General features: G+C 67.0%; 13 protein-coding genes. 3 read left to right on the plus strand and 10 right to left on the minus strand.

The genetic code is table 11. The features are described 5' to 3' along the window. The first annotated feature begins 19 nt into the window (after positions 1-19). On the plus strand, positions 20-634 hold the full coding sequence (locus tag A5651_RS05145) for a YqgE/AlgH family protein (RefSeq protein ID WP_066976260.1): 615 nt from the start codon (positions 20-22) through the stop codon (positions 632-634). On the opposite strand, the gene A5651_RS05150 is transcribed toward A5651_RS05145, so the two are convergent. After that, positions 631-990, minus strand: coding sequence for a hypothetical protein (locus tag A5651_RS05150; RefSeq protein ID WP_066976262.1), 360 nt, complete (start codon positions 988-990; stop codon positions 631-633). The genes A5651_RS05145 and A5651_RS05150 overlap by 4 nt on opposite strands. Positions 991-1,024: 34 nt before the next feature. Further along, positions 1,025-1,894: an LpqN/LpqT family lipoprotein gene (locus tag A5651_RS05155; RefSeq protein ID WP_082943597.1), complete on the minus strand. Its 870-nt coding sequence runs from the start codon at positions 1,892-1,894 to the stop codon at positions 1,025-1,027. A 194-nt stretch (positions 1,895-2,088) separates the two neighbouring features. Here A5651_RS05155 and leuS point away from each other — a divergent pair, with 194 nt between their 5' ends. Next, positions 2,089-4,959: a leucine--tRNA ligase gene (leuS, locus tag A5651_RS05160; RefSeq protein WP_156662628.1), complete on the plus strand. Its 2,871-nt coding sequence runs from the start codon at positions 2,089-2,091 to the stop codon at positions 4,957-4,959. A 51-nt stretch (positions 4,960-5,010) separates the two neighbouring features. On the opposite strand, the gene A5651_RS05165 is transcribed toward leuS, so the two are convergent. Then, positions 5,011-5,679, minus strand: a complete 669-nt coding sequence (locus tag A5651_RS05165) for an SDR family oxidoreductase (protein WP_066976314.1) — start codon at positions 5,677-5,679, stop codon at positions 5,011-5,013. Positions 5,680-5,713: 34 nt separating this feature from the next. On the opposite strand from A5651_RS05165, the gene A5651_RS05170 reads away from it, so the two are divergent. After that, on the plus strand, positions 5,714-7,054 hold the full coding sequence (locus tag A5651_RS05170; RefSeq protein ID WP_066976311.1) for an amylo-alpha-1,6-glucosidase: 1,341 nt from the start codon (positions 5,714-5,716) through the stop codon (positions 7,052-7,054). A 14-nt stretch (positions 7,055-7,068) separates the two neighbouring features. On the opposite strand, the gene A5651_RS05175 is transcribed toward A5651_RS05170, so the two are convergent. The 7 genes from A5651_RS05175 to A5651_RS05205 all read right to left on the minus strand — a co-directional run. After that, entirely contained in the window at positions 7,069-7,533 is a 465-nt protein-coding gene (locus tag A5651_RS05175; RefSeq protein WP_066976268.1) for a MarR family winged helix-turn-helix transcriptional regulator, read from the minus strand. A gap of 49 nt (positions 7,534-7,582) precedes the next feature. Next, positions 7,583-8,323: an amino acid ABC transporter ATP-binding protein gene (locus tag A5651_RS05180; RefSeq protein WP_066976271.1), complete on the minus strand. Its 741-nt coding sequence runs from the start codon at positions 8,321-8,323 to the stop codon at positions 7,583-7,585. Then, on the minus strand, positions 8,323-10,113 hold the full coding sequence (locus tag A5651_RS05185; RefSeq protein WP_066976275.1) for an ABC transporter substrate-binding protein/permease: 1,791 nt from the start codon (positions 10,111-10,113) through the stop codon (positions 8,323-8,325). Before A5651_RS05185 ends, A5651_RS05180 begins: the two co-directional genes overlap by 1 nt. Positions 10,114-10,162: 49 nt before the next feature. Continuing rightward, entirely contained in the window at positions 10,163-10,849 is a 687-nt protein-coding gene (locus A5651_RS05190) for a GntR family transcriptional regulator (RefSeq protein WP_066976278.1), read from the minus strand. 142 nt (positions 10,850-10,991) lie between these two features. After that, positions 10,992-11,786, minus strand: a complete 795-nt coding sequence (locus A5651_RS05195) for an LLM class F420-dependent oxidoreductase (protein WP_066976281.1) — start codon at positions 11,784-11,786, stop codon at positions 10,992-10,994. 22 nt (positions 11,787-11,808) lie between these two features. Further along, positions 11,809-13,884, minus strand: coding sequence for a PhoX family phosphatase (locus tag A5651_RS05200; RefSeq protein ID WP_066976284.1), 2,076 nt, complete (start codon positions 13,882-13,884; stop codon positions 11,809-11,811). Positions 13,885-13,944: 60 nt separating this feature from the next. Then, on the minus strand, positions 13,945-14,750 hold an 806-nt coding region (locus A5651_RS05205; RefSeq protein ID WP_066976287.1), incomplete at its 5' end, for an alpha/beta fold hydrolase.

Consider the following 14,750-nt stretch of genomic DNA (forward strand, 5'->3'; position numbering starts at 1 on the left):
CTGGTGCCATGATGGTGGGGTGGCACAGTCAGAGGATCCGGAGGACTTCAGAGAGGGGGTCGCTCCGACGGCGAACCGGGTGCGCGCCGGAACCCTGCTGCTGGCCAACACCGATCTGCTCGAGCCCACCTTCCGCCGCAGCGTGATCTACATCGTCGAGCACAACGACGGCGGCACGCTCGGGGTGGTGCTGAACCGGCCCAGCGAAACCGCGGTGTACAACGTGCTGCCGCAATGGGCGAAGCTGGCCACCAAGCCGAAGACGATGTTCATCGGCGGCCCCGTGAAGCGCGATGCCGCGCTGTGCCTGGCGACCCTGCGGGTGGGCACCAATCCCAGCGGTGTGCCGGGGCTGCGCCACGTGCAGGGCCGGATGGCGATGGTCGACCTAGACGCCGAACCCGAGGCGATCGCGCCCATGGTTGAAGGCGTGCGGATCTTTGCCGGGTATTCGGGGTGGACCATCGGGCAGCTGGACGGCGAGATCGAACGCGACGACTGGATCGTGTTGTCGGCGTTGCCCTCCGACGTCCTGGTCGAGGCCCGGGTGGATCTGTGGGGGAGGGTGCTGCGGCGTCAGCCGTTGCCGTTGTCGCTGCTGGCGACCCATCCGATCGACATCAGCCGCAACTAGCCGCGCGACAGCGCGCAGGTGGCGCACGCGCCGGTGCCACAGCCGCTCGCTGCGCTACCACACGCCGCTCCCTCACGCGCTGCGACGAATTTAGCGCTCTGCCAACAGCCCGCCGCTACGGTGGTGACCGCCCCGATCACGCAGACGATCAGCACCACCACGCCGGTGTCGGGCTGTGTCGACAAAGCGACCACACCCGCGACGGCCAGCATCGCCGCGGCGGCCAGTTGGGTCGGCGCAACGGCGCGCAGAACCTGGGCCACCATGTCGGCGGAGCAGGGACGCGACAACGTCCACCCGCCGAGAGCGGCGGTCGCCAGCGCGGCGCACAGACAACCAACCGCCGCGAAAAACATGCGGCTTACCTTAAGGGTCGCCGCACCGACCGCGCTACCGGGGCGGGCCGACCGGGCTGATCCTGAACCCGTTGGTGATGGCGTCGGTGGCGTCGGCGGCCGCGACGGCCTCGCCGACGGTCGTCGTCACCGACAGCGTCACCAGGTACTTGTCGGGTCCGGCAGTGGCGATGGTGTGCCGCCGGGATGTGTTGAGCGACATGTTGTTCTCGCGGTAGGTGCCCTCGATCGCCGCCGACGGCATGCCGCCGAAATCGCCGAGCGTCGCCTTGGTGGTGCGCCACGCCGGCAGCTGCTGGGAATCGATGAAGCCGTGGGTGATGGCTTCCTTGGGATCGAAGTCGCCGCCGACGAGCTTGTAGACCACGAGAGCGGCGTTCGAGGTGTAGATGCCGTCGCCGCCGACACGGTCGGCGATCACGGCGAACGCGTCGGGCACGTTCGGGTCGGGCACCTGCGACCATCCGCGCGGTACCGGTAGCACGATGTTGAGCGCCTTGAAGTCGCGGGCCGACTGAGGTTGCAGCGTGGCCCCTTTCGATTTGAGGAAGTCGGCCAGCGTCCCCGCGGTCGCGGGCACCAGCGCTTGCGGCACGGCGGCCGTCGCGGCCAGGGATTGGACGCCGGGTGCCGTTGGGCTGGCGGCCAGCGGGGCGGCGGCCTGAGCGACGGGTGCGGTGGGCACTGCGGGCACCATGGGTGGGATGCCGAGCGGGGTCGCGGCTGGCGCGACGGCGGCGCCGGGCACCTGCTGGATGACGGGTGCCGGTTGGGGAGGTACGGGATAGAGCGGATCGGCCGCGGCGGTGGGACCCGCCAGGCCCAGCACGCCAGCCATGCTCGCGACGATGCTCGCGGAGAGGCCGCCTCCCAAGATTCGCCAGCGGCGAGCAGTGTTGTTCATCGCCCGAATCCTTTCCCAGTTCCTTTCCGGCTATGGGGCCATCGGCCCCTGGTCAGGGGGCGACCGTAACCCCGCCGTCGACAGGGCCACCAGGGCTGGAACCGACCTGGAATGAAGCTCTGATCGCTCCGCAATGCAACCGATACCTGCCCGTGGCCGATGAGCGGTCACCGGCGGCCCTTTACCCTGTCCACGTGAGTAGTGAGTCGGTCACCAGCGCTTCCGAGGCGTCAGCCGACACCCCGCAGTACCGCTATACCGCGAAGCTGGCCGGGGAGATCGAGCGCGCCTGGCAGCAGCGCTGGCAGGAGCTGGGGACGTTTGAAGTGCCCAACCCGGTGGGTTCCCTGGCACCGACCGACGGGTCGCCGGTGCCCGCCGACAAGATGTTCGTCCAGGACATGTTCCCGTACCCCTCGGGCGAGGGTCTGCACGTCGGCCATCCGCTGGGATACATCGCGACCGACGTCTATGCCAGGTACTTCCGGATGGCCGGCCGTAATGTATTGCACGCGTTGGGGTTCGATGCATTCGGACTGCCTGCCGAGCAGTACGCAGTGCAAACCGGAACCCATCCGCGCGTCCGGACCGAAGCCAACATCGTCAACTTCCGCCGCCAGCTGGGCCGTCTGGGCCTGGGTCACGACGCGCGACGCAGCTTCTCCACCACCGACGTCGACTTCTATAAGTGGACGCAGTGGATCTTCCTGCAGATCTACAACGCGTGGTTCGACAAGGACGCCAATCGGGCCCGCCGCATCGACGAGCTGATCGCCGAGTTCGACTCCGGCAAGCGCAGCCTCGACGACGGCAGGCGGTGGTCGGCGTTGACGGCCGACGAACGCGCTGACGTGATCGACTCTTGCCGGCTGGTGTATCACGCCGACTCGATGGTCAACTGGTGCCCCGGCCTTGGCACGGTGCTGGCCAACGAAGAGGTCACCTCCGACGGCCGCAGCGACCGCGGCAACTTCCCTGTGTTCCGAAAGCGGCTGCGGCAGTGGATGATGCGCATCACCGCCTACTCCGACCGGCTACTCGACGACCTCGACGTGCTGGAGTGGCCCGAGAAGGTCAAGACCATGCAGCGCAACTGGATCGGCCGATCCACCGGCGCCGCAGTGCTTTTCGGCACCGACGCAGGCGACGTCGAGGTGTTCACCACGCGGCCGGACACCTTGTTCGGCGCGACGTATCTGGTGCTGGCGCCCGAGCATCCGTTGGTCGAGCAGCTCACCGCCGCGCAGTGGCCCGACGGCGACGTCGATCCGCGCTGGACCTACGGTGCGGCGAGCCCCGGCGAGGCCGTCGCGGCTTACCGTAAGGCGATCGCGGCCAAGTCGGACCTCGAGCGTCAGGAAGCCAAGACGAAAACCGGCGTCTTCCTCGGCAACTACGCCACCAATCCCGCCAACGGCCAACAGGTTCCGATCTTCATCGCCGACTACGTCCTGATCGGCTACGGCACCGGCGCGATCATGTCGGTGCCCGGCCACGACCACCGCGACTGGGAGTTCGCCCGCGAATTCGGGTTGCCGATCGTGGAAGTGATTGCCGGCGGCGACGTTTCGCAGGCGGCATTCACCGGTGACGGTGTGCTCGTCAACTCCGACTATCTCAACGGGTTGAGCGTGGAGTCCGCCAAGGAGGCCATCACCGCGCGACTGGTTGCCGACGGCGTCGGGCAGGCGCGCGTGGAATACAAACTGCGCGACTGGTTGTTCGCCCGTCAGCGCTACTGGGGCGAGCCCTTCCCGATCGTCTACGACGAGAACGGCCGAGCCCACCCGCTGCCCGAGTCCGAGCTGCCCGTCGAGCTGCCCGACATCGACGACTATTCGCCGGTGCTGTTCGATCCCGACGACGCCGACAGCGAGCCGAACCCGCCGCTGAACAAGGCGACCGAATGGGTGCACGTCGAGCTGGACCTCGGTGACGGCCTCAAGACCTACACCCGCGACGCCAACGTGATGCCTCAGTGGGCGGCGAGCTCGTGGTACGAGTTGCGCTACACCGACCCGCACAACTCGGAAGCCATGTGCGACAAGAAGAACGAGGCGTACTGGATGGGGCCGCGGCCGGCCGAACATGGTCCGGACGACCCGGGCGGTGTTGACCTCTACGTCGGCGGCGTCGAGCACGCGGTGCTGCATCTGTTGTATTGCCGGTTCTGGCACAAGGTGCTCTACGACCTCGGCCATGTGTCGTCGCGCGAGCCGTATCGGCGCTTGGTGAATCAGGGCTACATCCAGGCGCACGCCTACACCGATGCCCGGGGGACGTACGTGCCCGCCGCGGAAGTCGTTGCGCGCGAAGGAAAGTTCTACTGGACCGGTTCCGATGGCGAGATCGAGGTCAACCAGGAGTTTGGCAAGATCGGCAAGAGCCTGAAGAACTCGGTGTCACCCGACGAGATCTGCGACAACTACGGCGCGGACACGCTGCGGGTGTACGAGATGTCGATGGGCCCGCTGGAGGCCTCGCGGCCGTGGGCCACCAAGGACGTCGTCGGCGCTTACCGGTTCCTGCAGCGGGTGTGGCGGCTGGTCGTCGACGAGCAGACCGGCCAGTTGCGGGTCAGCGATGACGATCCTGATGAGGAGACGCTGCGGGCGTTGCACCGGACGATCGCCGGGGTCCGTGACGATTACGCGGCGCTGCGTAACAACACCGCGGGCGCCAAGCTGATCGAGTACACCAATCACCTGACCAAGCAGCACAGCGGCGCAGTGCCCCGCGCCGCGGTCGAACCGCTGGTGTTGATGGTCGCGCCCCTGGCGCCGCACCTCGCGGAGGAACTGTGGCAGCGGCTCGGACACGAGACCTCACTGGCGCACGGTCCGTTCCCGGTGGCCGACGAGACTTACCTGACCGTGGACACGGTCGAGTTTCCGGTGCAGGTAAACGGCAAGGTCCGCGGCCACGTCACGGTGCCCGCCGGCGCCGATGCCGACACGCTCGAGGCGGCAGCGCTGGCCGACGAGAAAGTGCAAGCCTTCCTCAACGGCGCGACACCGAAAAAGGTGATCGTCGTCGCAGGCCGCCTGGTGAACCTCGTCGTCTAGCAGCGATTTGGGCGTGATTTCCCGCGCTGAGCGCGGGTTAACACGCCGAAATCACGCACGGGGGCGGACGACCACCTCGCGGATGTCCGCATCGGGCGGGGCATTAACCGTGTCGGCGACGACTTTCGCGACGGTTTGCGGGCTGAGGAACCGCGACGGGTCGTAATCGCCGCCCTCGTAGGCGACGAGCCCCTCCTGCATCGCCGTCGCGATCCGGCCGGGATGAATCGACGACACCCGAAGGTCGTTCTCGTCGTTGCGCAGCGAATCGGCGAACCCGCGCAGCGCGAACTTGCTTGCAGTGTAGGACGCCAGGCCGGGCGAGGCGTTGATGCCCGCACCGGAATTGATGAACACGACGTGGCCGCGGGCGCTCCGCAGCGCGGGCAGCAGTGCGAGCGTAAGCGCAACCGCCCCAACGACATTGACCTCCATGGTGACGCGCCACTCGTCCACCGTCGACTCCGCGACCCGGCCCGGGAAGGCCGCGCCGGCGTTGTGGATCAGCACATCCAGCGAGTCAATCGGCTCGACGACGGCGGGGATGGCGTCGCTGTCCTGCAGATCCAGCGGCCACGTGGTGGCGCCCATCCGCTCGGCCAGCGCGTCCAGCCGGTCGGACGGCCGGCCGCCGAGAAACAGAGTGTGGGTGGGCGCGAGCGCTTCGGCGATGGCCGTGCCGAGCCCGCCCGTTGCACCGGTGATGAACGCGGTCGGCATGCCGGACACCCTACCGACTGCGATCATGGATCCGATGGCCCCGGATCCGACGTTCGCTCCCACGCAGCTCGCGGCGCGCGCCGCCTATCTGCTGCGTGGTAACGACCTGGGCTCGATGACGACGGCGGCGCCGCTGCTCTACCCACACATGTGGAGCTGGGACGCCGCTTTCGTGGCGATCGGACTGGCTCCGCTGAGCGTCGAGCGGGCCGTCGTCGAACTCGACACGTTGCTCTCGGCGCAATGGACCAACGGGATGATCCCGCACATCGTCTTCGCCAACGGAGTCGACGGCTACTTCCCGGGGCCGGCGCGATGGGCGACGTCGGCGCTGGCCGCCAACGCGCCGCGCACGCGGCACACGTCGGGCATCACCCAGCCGCCGGTGCACGCGATTGCGGTGCAGCGCATTCTCGACCATGCGCGCTCTCGGGGCCGCTCCACCCGCGCGGTGGCCGAGGCGTTCCTCGACCGCCGATGGGACGATCTGGTGCGCTGGCACCGCTGGCTTGCCGAAGCCCGCGACCCGAACGAGCGCGGCCGGGTGACGCTGTATCACGGCTGGGAGTCCGGGATGGACAACTCGCCGCGCTGGGATGCGGCCTACGCCAACGTGGTTCCGGGCAACGTGCCGGAGTACCAACGGGAGGACAACACGATCGTCACCGACGCCACCCAGCGGCCGTCGGACATGGAGTACGACCGCTATCTGTGGCTGGTCGAGGAGATGAAGTCGGCGCATTACGACGACGAGCTGCTGCCCAAGGTGATGAGCTTCGCCGTCGAGGATGTCTTCGTATCGGCGATCCTTTCGGTGGCCTGCACCGTCCTCGCCGAAATCGGCGAGGACTACAAGCGACCGCTGGCCGACGTTCGGGACCTCTATGTGTGGGCCGAGCGGTTCCGCGCAGGCGTCATCGAGACGACCGATGAAAGAACCGGCGCGGCACGCGATTACGACGTGCGGGCAGAAAAGCTGATCGCCACCGAGACCGTCGCGCAATTTGCACCGCTGCTGTGCGGCGGGCTGCCCCACGACAAGGAGCGCACGCTGCTTCGGCTGCTGGAAGGCCCCCGGTTCTGCGGGCATCCCGACCTGAAATACGCGTTGATCCCCTCGACGTCGCCTGTGTCGCGGGACTTCCGGCCGCGTGAATACTGGCGCGGACCGGTCTGGCCGGTGATGACGTGGCTGTTCTCGTGGGCGTTCGCCCGCCGCGGCTGGGCCGAACGGTCGCTGATCCTGCGCCGCGAAGGCCTGCGCCAAGCCAGCGACGGCACGTTCGCCGAATACTACGAGCCGTTCACCGGCGAACCGCTGGGCAGCATGCAGCAGTCGTGGACAGCGGCGGCGGTGCTGGATTGGCTGGGCTGATACGGCTGATACGGCTATTCAGGCGCGATTTCGGTGTCGGCGAGGCGCTCCATCGGACCCAGCGCCCTGGTCAGCGTCTCGACGTCGTCGTCGGTGAGATGGCCGAGCATCGCAGCCAGGTGGGCGCGCCGGGCGGCCAACGCCTCACGATGCTGCACGAGCCCGCGCGGCGTGACCTCCACCAGCACGGCCCGCAGATCCGAGGGGTCCCGCGACCGCTTCACCAGCCCGAGCTTCTCCAGCCGGCGGATCGCCACCGTGGTGGTCGGGGTGCGGACGCGCTCGTGGGCCGCCAGATCGGTCATTCGGATGGGGCCCTTTTCCAGCAGCGTCAGCAGGATTGACAGCTGCGCAAGGGTCAGCTCGCTGCCCGCGGTGCTGCGATTGACGTCGCCGCGCCGCAGGACGGAGAACAGCTTGGAGAGGACGCGCTGCAGCTCGGCGGCCAGCTCGTCGACCTGCGCTTCGGTCTCCACCATAGTTCGCCAGTCTAACCTGTCAGGGTCTGTCGCGACGGGCAGAATCAATTCAGAGGACTTGCGACAGAAACCGCTGCAGCCTCTCGGTTTCCGCCGCGTCGAATATCCGCTCCGGCGGCCCCGATTCGACGACCTGCCCGTGGTCCATGAACACCACGGTGTCCGACGTCGACCGCGCAAAACCCATCTCGTGCGTCACGACCACCATCGTCATGCCGTCTGAACCGAGGTCGGCGATCAGCTCGAGGATGCCTTTCACCAGCTCCGGATCCAACGCCGAAGTCGCCTCGTCGAAGAACATCACCTGCGGGCTCATCGCGAGCGCACGGGCGATCGCCACCCGCTGCTGCTGCCCGCCTGACAGCGTCGCAGGTCGCACGTCGGCCTTGTGCCGCAAGCCAACCCGGTCCAGCTGAGCCAGCCCCAGCTCGCGGGTCTCTTCGGCACCCAGCTTCTTGAGTTTTCGGGGCGCAAGGGTCACGTTGTCCAGCACCGAACGATGCGGAAACAGGTTGAACTGCTGGAACACCATGCCGATCCGTTGCCGCAGCGCGTCGGGGTTGTCGTGCAGCACCGACCTGCCGTCGAGAAGGATGTCGCCCCGGTCGGGTTCGTAGAGCCGGTTGAGCGTGCGCAGCAACGTCGACTTCCCCGATCCCGACGGCCCGATCACCGCGGCCGTCGTGCCCGCAGGCACGTCGATGTCGACGCCGCGCAGCACGGCATTTGGCCCGAACGAAAGATGGATATCGTTGGCGGACAACGATACTGGCGAAGCGGCAGTCGGCATCAGATCATCTCCCGCGACGCCGCGGGGTGCACAGGGGCCAGCGGATCCTCGGCTGCGGCGGGTTTACCGCTGCGCAGCCGCGCATCGATGTAGTTCACCAGGTGAGTCAGCGGGATCGTCAGCACGAGGTAGAACAGGCCGGCCGCCACCAACGGCGACAGGTTGCCGGTTTGGGCGTTGAGGTCGCGACCCACCTGGAACAGCTCGCGCTGATCAGCGATCAGGCCCAGGAAGTACACCAGCGAGCTGGCCTTCAGCAGCGCGATGAACTGGTTCACCAACGCGGGCAGCACGCGCCGAATCCCTTGCGGCACCACCACCAGCCGCATCGATGCCGTGTAGCTGAAGCCCAGCGCGCGCGACGCTTCCAGCTGGCCGGGTTCCACGCTCTGGATGCCGGAGCGGAAGATTTCGCCGACGTAGGCGGCGGCCATCAAGCCCAGCGCCGCGATGCCGAGCGGATACGGGTTGTTGCCGGTCAGCCCGCCGACGACCGGACCGACGCCGAGTCCGATCAACAGGATGATGACGACTTCGGGCAGGCCACGGAAGATGTCGGTGTAAACGCGTGCGGGCCAACGCAACCAGCGCGCACGCGAGATACCCGCGACCGCCAGCGCCATACCGAGCACCAGGCCGATCACGCTGGCGCTGATCGTCAGGATCAGCGTGTTCGGCAGCCCGGTCTTGAACAGGTCGGGGATGGCCTGCTTGTACAAGTCCCAGTCGAGGAACGAAGCTGCCAACTGTGACAGCGTCGACTTAGGCTGTCCCGCAGCCGTTTCCGACGGGCCGCGCCTGTGGGTGGCGGCAATCGCCGCGAAGGCGGGCAGCTGCGGCACGGGCGCGGCCTTCGATCCCGGCTTCCAGCCGGGCGGCAGTTCGCGCGGCACCCAGTCGGCGTACAGCCGCGACCAGGTGCCGTCGGCGATGACGGCGTCCAGCCCGGAGTTGAGCGCGTCGATCAGCGGCCTGTTCCCCTTGGCAACGGCGTAGGCGACGAAATTGTCCAAGCTGAAGGTGTTTTCGATGATCTCGGCCGGATCACCCGGCTGGACGGTGCCCTGCGCCTGCTGCGACGGTGCAACCCACGCATCGATCTGGCGGGTCTTCAGGCTGGCGTAGACGGTGTTGTAGTCGGGGAACTTCACGGGGTCCAGGTGCAACGAGTCGACGACGTAGGCTTCCTGTACGGTGCCCTGCACGACGCCGATGCGCTGGCCTGCGGCCAGCTTGTCGAAACCGGTGATCGCCGACCCCGTCGGCACTACCAGCGAGAAGTAGCCGAAATCGTAGCCGTTGGTGAAACCGACTGTGCGCCTGCGGGCGTCGGTGGTGGTGATCGACGATGATCCGACGTCGAAGCGTCGCGATGCCACCTGGGCGAGCAGCCCGCTGAACTCCGTGCCGACGAAATTGATTCGCAGGCCAAGCTTCTCGGCGATCGCCCGCAGCAACTCGTTGTCGAAGCCGGTGAACTGGCCCGCTGAGTTGATGCAAATGCTGGGCGGCGCGTCGGACAGGGTGCCGACGGTCAGAACACCCGGCGTGCCCAGGCCGAGCGCGTTGACGTTGACGGTATCGAGCGGCACGACCGACGGTGTCGTGTACTTGTCTTCACCGGGACCCTTCGCGGCTGACGCAAGGTTGGTCGGCACGGCGCTGGCACTATCGACGCCCGGCGGCGCGCACTGGTCGACGTTGGCGGCGGCCGGCGGCGCGCCCAACACCATCAGCGCGACCAATGCGATAACCAACACCTTGCCTGTGCGGCGAAGAGATGGGGTCATTCAAGCCAACGTAGCGGCAGCAGCAGTGAGGAGATCGGCTTCAGCTCAATCAGAGCGCAACCGAGGGCTGCCTCGCCAGTATCGAGGGCGCCAACACGCCGCGGCGCACCAGCTCGTTTACCATGATCCGCCCCATGGCCTGTGACCGGCCGGCGCAGGCAGCACGCGCCCCGTCGGCGTCATGGCAGTGGATGGCCTCGGTTTCGGATTCGTAGAACGGCAGCATCTCGTCGTGGTTGTTCATGTAGGTGATCCAGAACGACCGCGGGATGAAACTCTGTGAGGCACGGATCTCGGCGAGCAGGCGTGGACCGGCGTACTCCTCGTTGATGGTCTGCCGGTACTGCCACGCCGCTTCCTGGAACGAGCGCGATTCGCGGTTGATGCGCATGAACTCGGTGAGCGAATCGAGCTGGGCCAGCACGTGCGGCCGCGGATCACTGGCGGCGCGCGCCGAAGCGATGCCGAGCAGCATGCCGTGCAGTTCGTGATGTTCCAGCACGACGGATTCGTCGAAGCGTTCGACGAACGCGCCGCGGTGATACCGCGTGGAGATGATGCCGTCGTGTTCCAGCTGAACGACGGCCTCCTGGATGGGCACGCGGCTCAGGCCGAGATCGTGGGCGATCTCGTTTCGGTCCACCCGGTCACCGGAGCGCAGCTTTCCAGTAAGCACCAGGTTGATGATGTGAGAAACAACCTGGTCCTTTTCCTTGACTCCGTACCGTTTGGGCATTGGCCGGACCGCTCCTCGCGTGCGCGTGCGGCGATAGTTAATCACGCAAAAGGGTCGTGAGTCGGCGTTTGACCGAATGAGACTTTCTGTGTCGCACAGCTTCGCGCAGCCTAAGCTCAGCTACGCCTGCGCGACTTCGACGCTACGGCGATGCGCGCCGATCCCGCCACCGGCACAACGCTTCTGCGGCACTGAGGTCGTAATCGGGTCCGTTGACGCCGACGGTCAAAAGCGTGACGCCAAGCCCGGCGAGCGCATCGGCTTCGGCGAGCAGCGCATCGGTGCCCTTGCCGGAAACGCCCGCGGACCGTTCGATGCTGTCAGGGTCGCGGTCGACGTCCGCGCAATGCCGGGCCAGCACAGCGGATTTCTGTGGGTATTCTGCGCTGTCGCTGAACGAATGCCAGATGTCGCCGTATTGGGCGACCAAGCGCAGCGTCTTCTTTTCGCCGCCGCCACCGATGAGCACCGGGATGTCACGCGTAGGCGCAGGGTTGAGCTTGCCCAGCCGCGATTTGATGCGCGGGAACGCCGCGGCAAGATCGTCGAGGCGGCTGCCGGCCGTGCCGAACTCGTATCCGTACTCGTCGTAATCCTTGCGCTTCCAGCCCGAGCCGATACCCAGGATCAGCCGGCCGTCAGAGATGTGGTCAACGGTGCGCGCCATGTCGGCCAGCAACTCCGGATTGCGGTACGAATTGCAGGTGACAAGCGCGCCGATTTCAATGCGCGAGGTTTGTTCGGCCCACGCGCCGAGCATCGTCCAGCATTCGTAATGTGGACCGTCGGGGTCGCCGTAAAGCGGAAAGAAATGATCCCAGTTGAAGGCGACGTCGACGCCGATGTCCTCACACCGGCGGACCGCGTCGCGGATGTGGCTGTATTGGGGGGAATGCTGCGGCTGCAGTTGGACACCGATGCGGATGGGGTGGGCCATCGCTACATCATTCCCGATCCGATCAAAGGCCAATCTGGCCGTCGGTTTTCCACACCGCCACCACCGACGGGCGAGCGGTGCCGTTTCCGCCTTCCGGCCACCGCGACAACGGCGCATCGATGGTGTTGTCGTCGTGCTCACCGGGATGCTGCACGCAGACGGTCACCAGGTCGTCGGTGACGACCGGCCCGCAGGTTTCCGCGCCCAGCGGCACGGTGAGGAACTGCTTGGTCTCGCCGCGGTTCGGGCCTTCGAGCGCCACGGCGAACAGGCCGTCGTTGGAGTCCAACGCGTTGCCGTCGGTGGAGATCCACAGGTTGCCATGGCTGTCGAACGCCAGATTATCCGGACACGAGATGGGGCTGACCTTCGTCTTGTCGAAGCCCGCGAAGTAGGTGTCGGCGGCGGCCGGGTCGCCGCATACCAGCAGCAGATCCCAGGTGAAATCGGTGCCCGCATGGTTGTCGGTGATCTCGAGGATCTGCCCGCTTTTGTTGTCGTTGCGCGGATTGGCCGCGTCCGGCGGCGCCTGGCCCGGGGCGCCGCGTTTGTCGTTGTTGGTCAGCGCGACGTAGAGCTTACCGGTCTGCGGGTTCGCCTCGAAGTCCTCAGGGCGGTCCATCTTGGTGGCACCGGCCTTGTCAGCGGCGAACCGGGTGAACACCGCCGCCTCCTGCGCGGTCACGCCGGGCACCAGCGACTCGGCCTGCCCGTCGGGGCCCGAGCGCAGCAGCGGCAGCCACGTTCCCGTGCCGCCGAACGACCCCTTGGCGGGCAGTTTGCCCGAGCCGTCGATCTGCGCGGCGGGGATGTCGCTGGACAGCTTCGCGACATACAGCGTGCCCCCGTCGAGCAGAGACATGTTGTGCGCCAATGCTTCCAACGACCTTCCCGGCAGCATCTTCTTGCTCGACACGAACTTGTACATGTAGTCGAAGCGCTCGTCGTCGCCGCTGTAGGCGACCACGGTGCCGTCGTCGGTGACGTAGATGTTGGCGGCTTCGTGCCGGAACCGGCCGAGTGCGCTGTGCTTGACCGGCGTCGACTTCGGATCCCACGGGTTGAGCTCGACGATGTAGCCGAACCGGTTCGGCTCGTGGGGTGTCTTGGCGACGTCGAAGCGGGGATCGAACGTCTCCCACAGCAGCGCAGTCGGTTTCACGGTGATGCCGTAGCGGGCGTAGCGGTCGGCGTTCACTGGGTTCGGCGTGGCCGCTCCCTCGGCGGCGCCGAAGTATTCCTGGAAGTTCTCTTCACCCGACAGCACGGTTCCCCACGGGGTTATGCCGCCCGAACAGTTGGCGAAGGTGCCCGCCACGGTGCGGCCAGCCGGATCGGCGGCGGTCTTGACGAAGTCAGATCCCGCGGCCGGCCCGACCAACGTCATCGGGGTGTCGGCGGTGATGCGCCGGTTGTATTGGCCGATAACGGGTTTCAACCCGCCGCCGGGTAAGCGCTCCACCTCGACGACGCCCATGCCCATCGCGGCGATCTCGACGTCGAACTGCTCGCGGGTCGGCGCGTCCTCCTTGTAGCCGGGGAACATGAACCGCGGCGTCACGTATTCGTGGTTGGTGACCAACAGGAACCGGTTGGGTTGCCCATCGATGGGCAGCAGGCCGGCGAAGTCGTTGTTGAAGCCGAACTGGCCGCGCTGCGCGGCGCCGGTCTGGCGGGCGACGTCGAACTTGGGTGCGCCGTCGAGAACCGGGTCACCCCAACTGATTACCACACCCTGCTGGTAGCCGTCGGCGACAACGACGGCGTCCTCGCTGTTGGGTGGGACGGACTCAAATCGCATGCCGGGCGGTGTCTGCGGGACCGGCTGCGGCGACGATGTCGGTGCAGCAGTCGGCTCCGAGCTGCGTCCGCAGGCCGCCAGCGCGGATCCAGCGCCGACGGCCAGCACCGCGATACCGCCGGCCTGCAGCACCGAGCGCCGCGACACCGTCTTGGCGATGTCGCCGAAGTAGGTGTTGTCGCTGATATTCGGGACGGGCTGGGAGCAGGCATCGCCGCAGCGGTACTTGCAGGTGACGTGCTGGCGCTTTGATTTTCCGTCGTGGGTGACGAGGAGGTGCAACGGCACGAGCGGCATGGCCGAAACTTACGTGAACTCGGCAACCAGTTCGAAAGCTTTGGGTGAACAGCCGAAAACTCAGCCGCCCAGCACGCCGCGCAGGATGTCGACGAGCGCGCGGGGTTGGTCGCCCTGCACCGAGTGGCCGGAGTCGGCGACCACGTGCGTGCGCTGGAACCCCGGCGCGCCGTTGGCGAACGCCTCGGCGTCCTCGTCGTTGACGAAGAACGAGTTGGCCCCGCGCACCAGCGTGGTCGGCATGGTGATGCGCGGCACGTCGTCCCACAAGCCGGTGAACGACTCGGGCATCTTCTTGTTCTCGCCGCGGAAGGAGTCGTAGCGCCAGGTCCAGGTGCCGTCTTCATTGCGTTTGGAGTTGTGAAACACACCGCGTCGCAAGGACTTGCGGTCGCGATGCGGGGAAGCCTCGATGGTCGCGTCGAGCATCGACTGGAAATCGGGGAAGGTCCGCTCGCCTTGTACCAGCGCGACGGCGCCAAGCTGGGCCTTGGTCATCTGCTCGTGACGCTCGGGCGCAGACGGGGTGACGTCGACGAGAACCAGCTCGGGCACCAGCGACGGCTCGGTGGCAGCGATGCGCAGGGCGGTCAGCCCGCCGAGTGACATGCCGACGACCAGCCGGGGGTTGGGCGCCCACTGCCGCAGCAGCGGCCGCAGCGTTTCGGCGTTGAGCCTGGGCCCGTAGTCGCCATCGTCGCGCCACGCCGAGCGCCCGTGGCCCGGCAAGTCGATCGCCAGCGCAGGCACCCCCAACCCGAGGATGACGGTGTCCCACGTGTGCGCGTTCTGACCGCCGCCGTGCAGGAACACCACCTGCGGGGGCTCTTCGCTCCATTTCAACGCGCTGATGCCGTCGGCCTCGA

Origin of the sequence: Mycobacterium sp. 1274761.0 (assembly GCF_001668615.1) — a bacterium.
In the GTDB taxonomy this organism is placed as follows: Bacteria; Actinomycetota; Actinomycetes; order Mycobacteriales; family Mycobacteriaceae; genus Mycobacterium.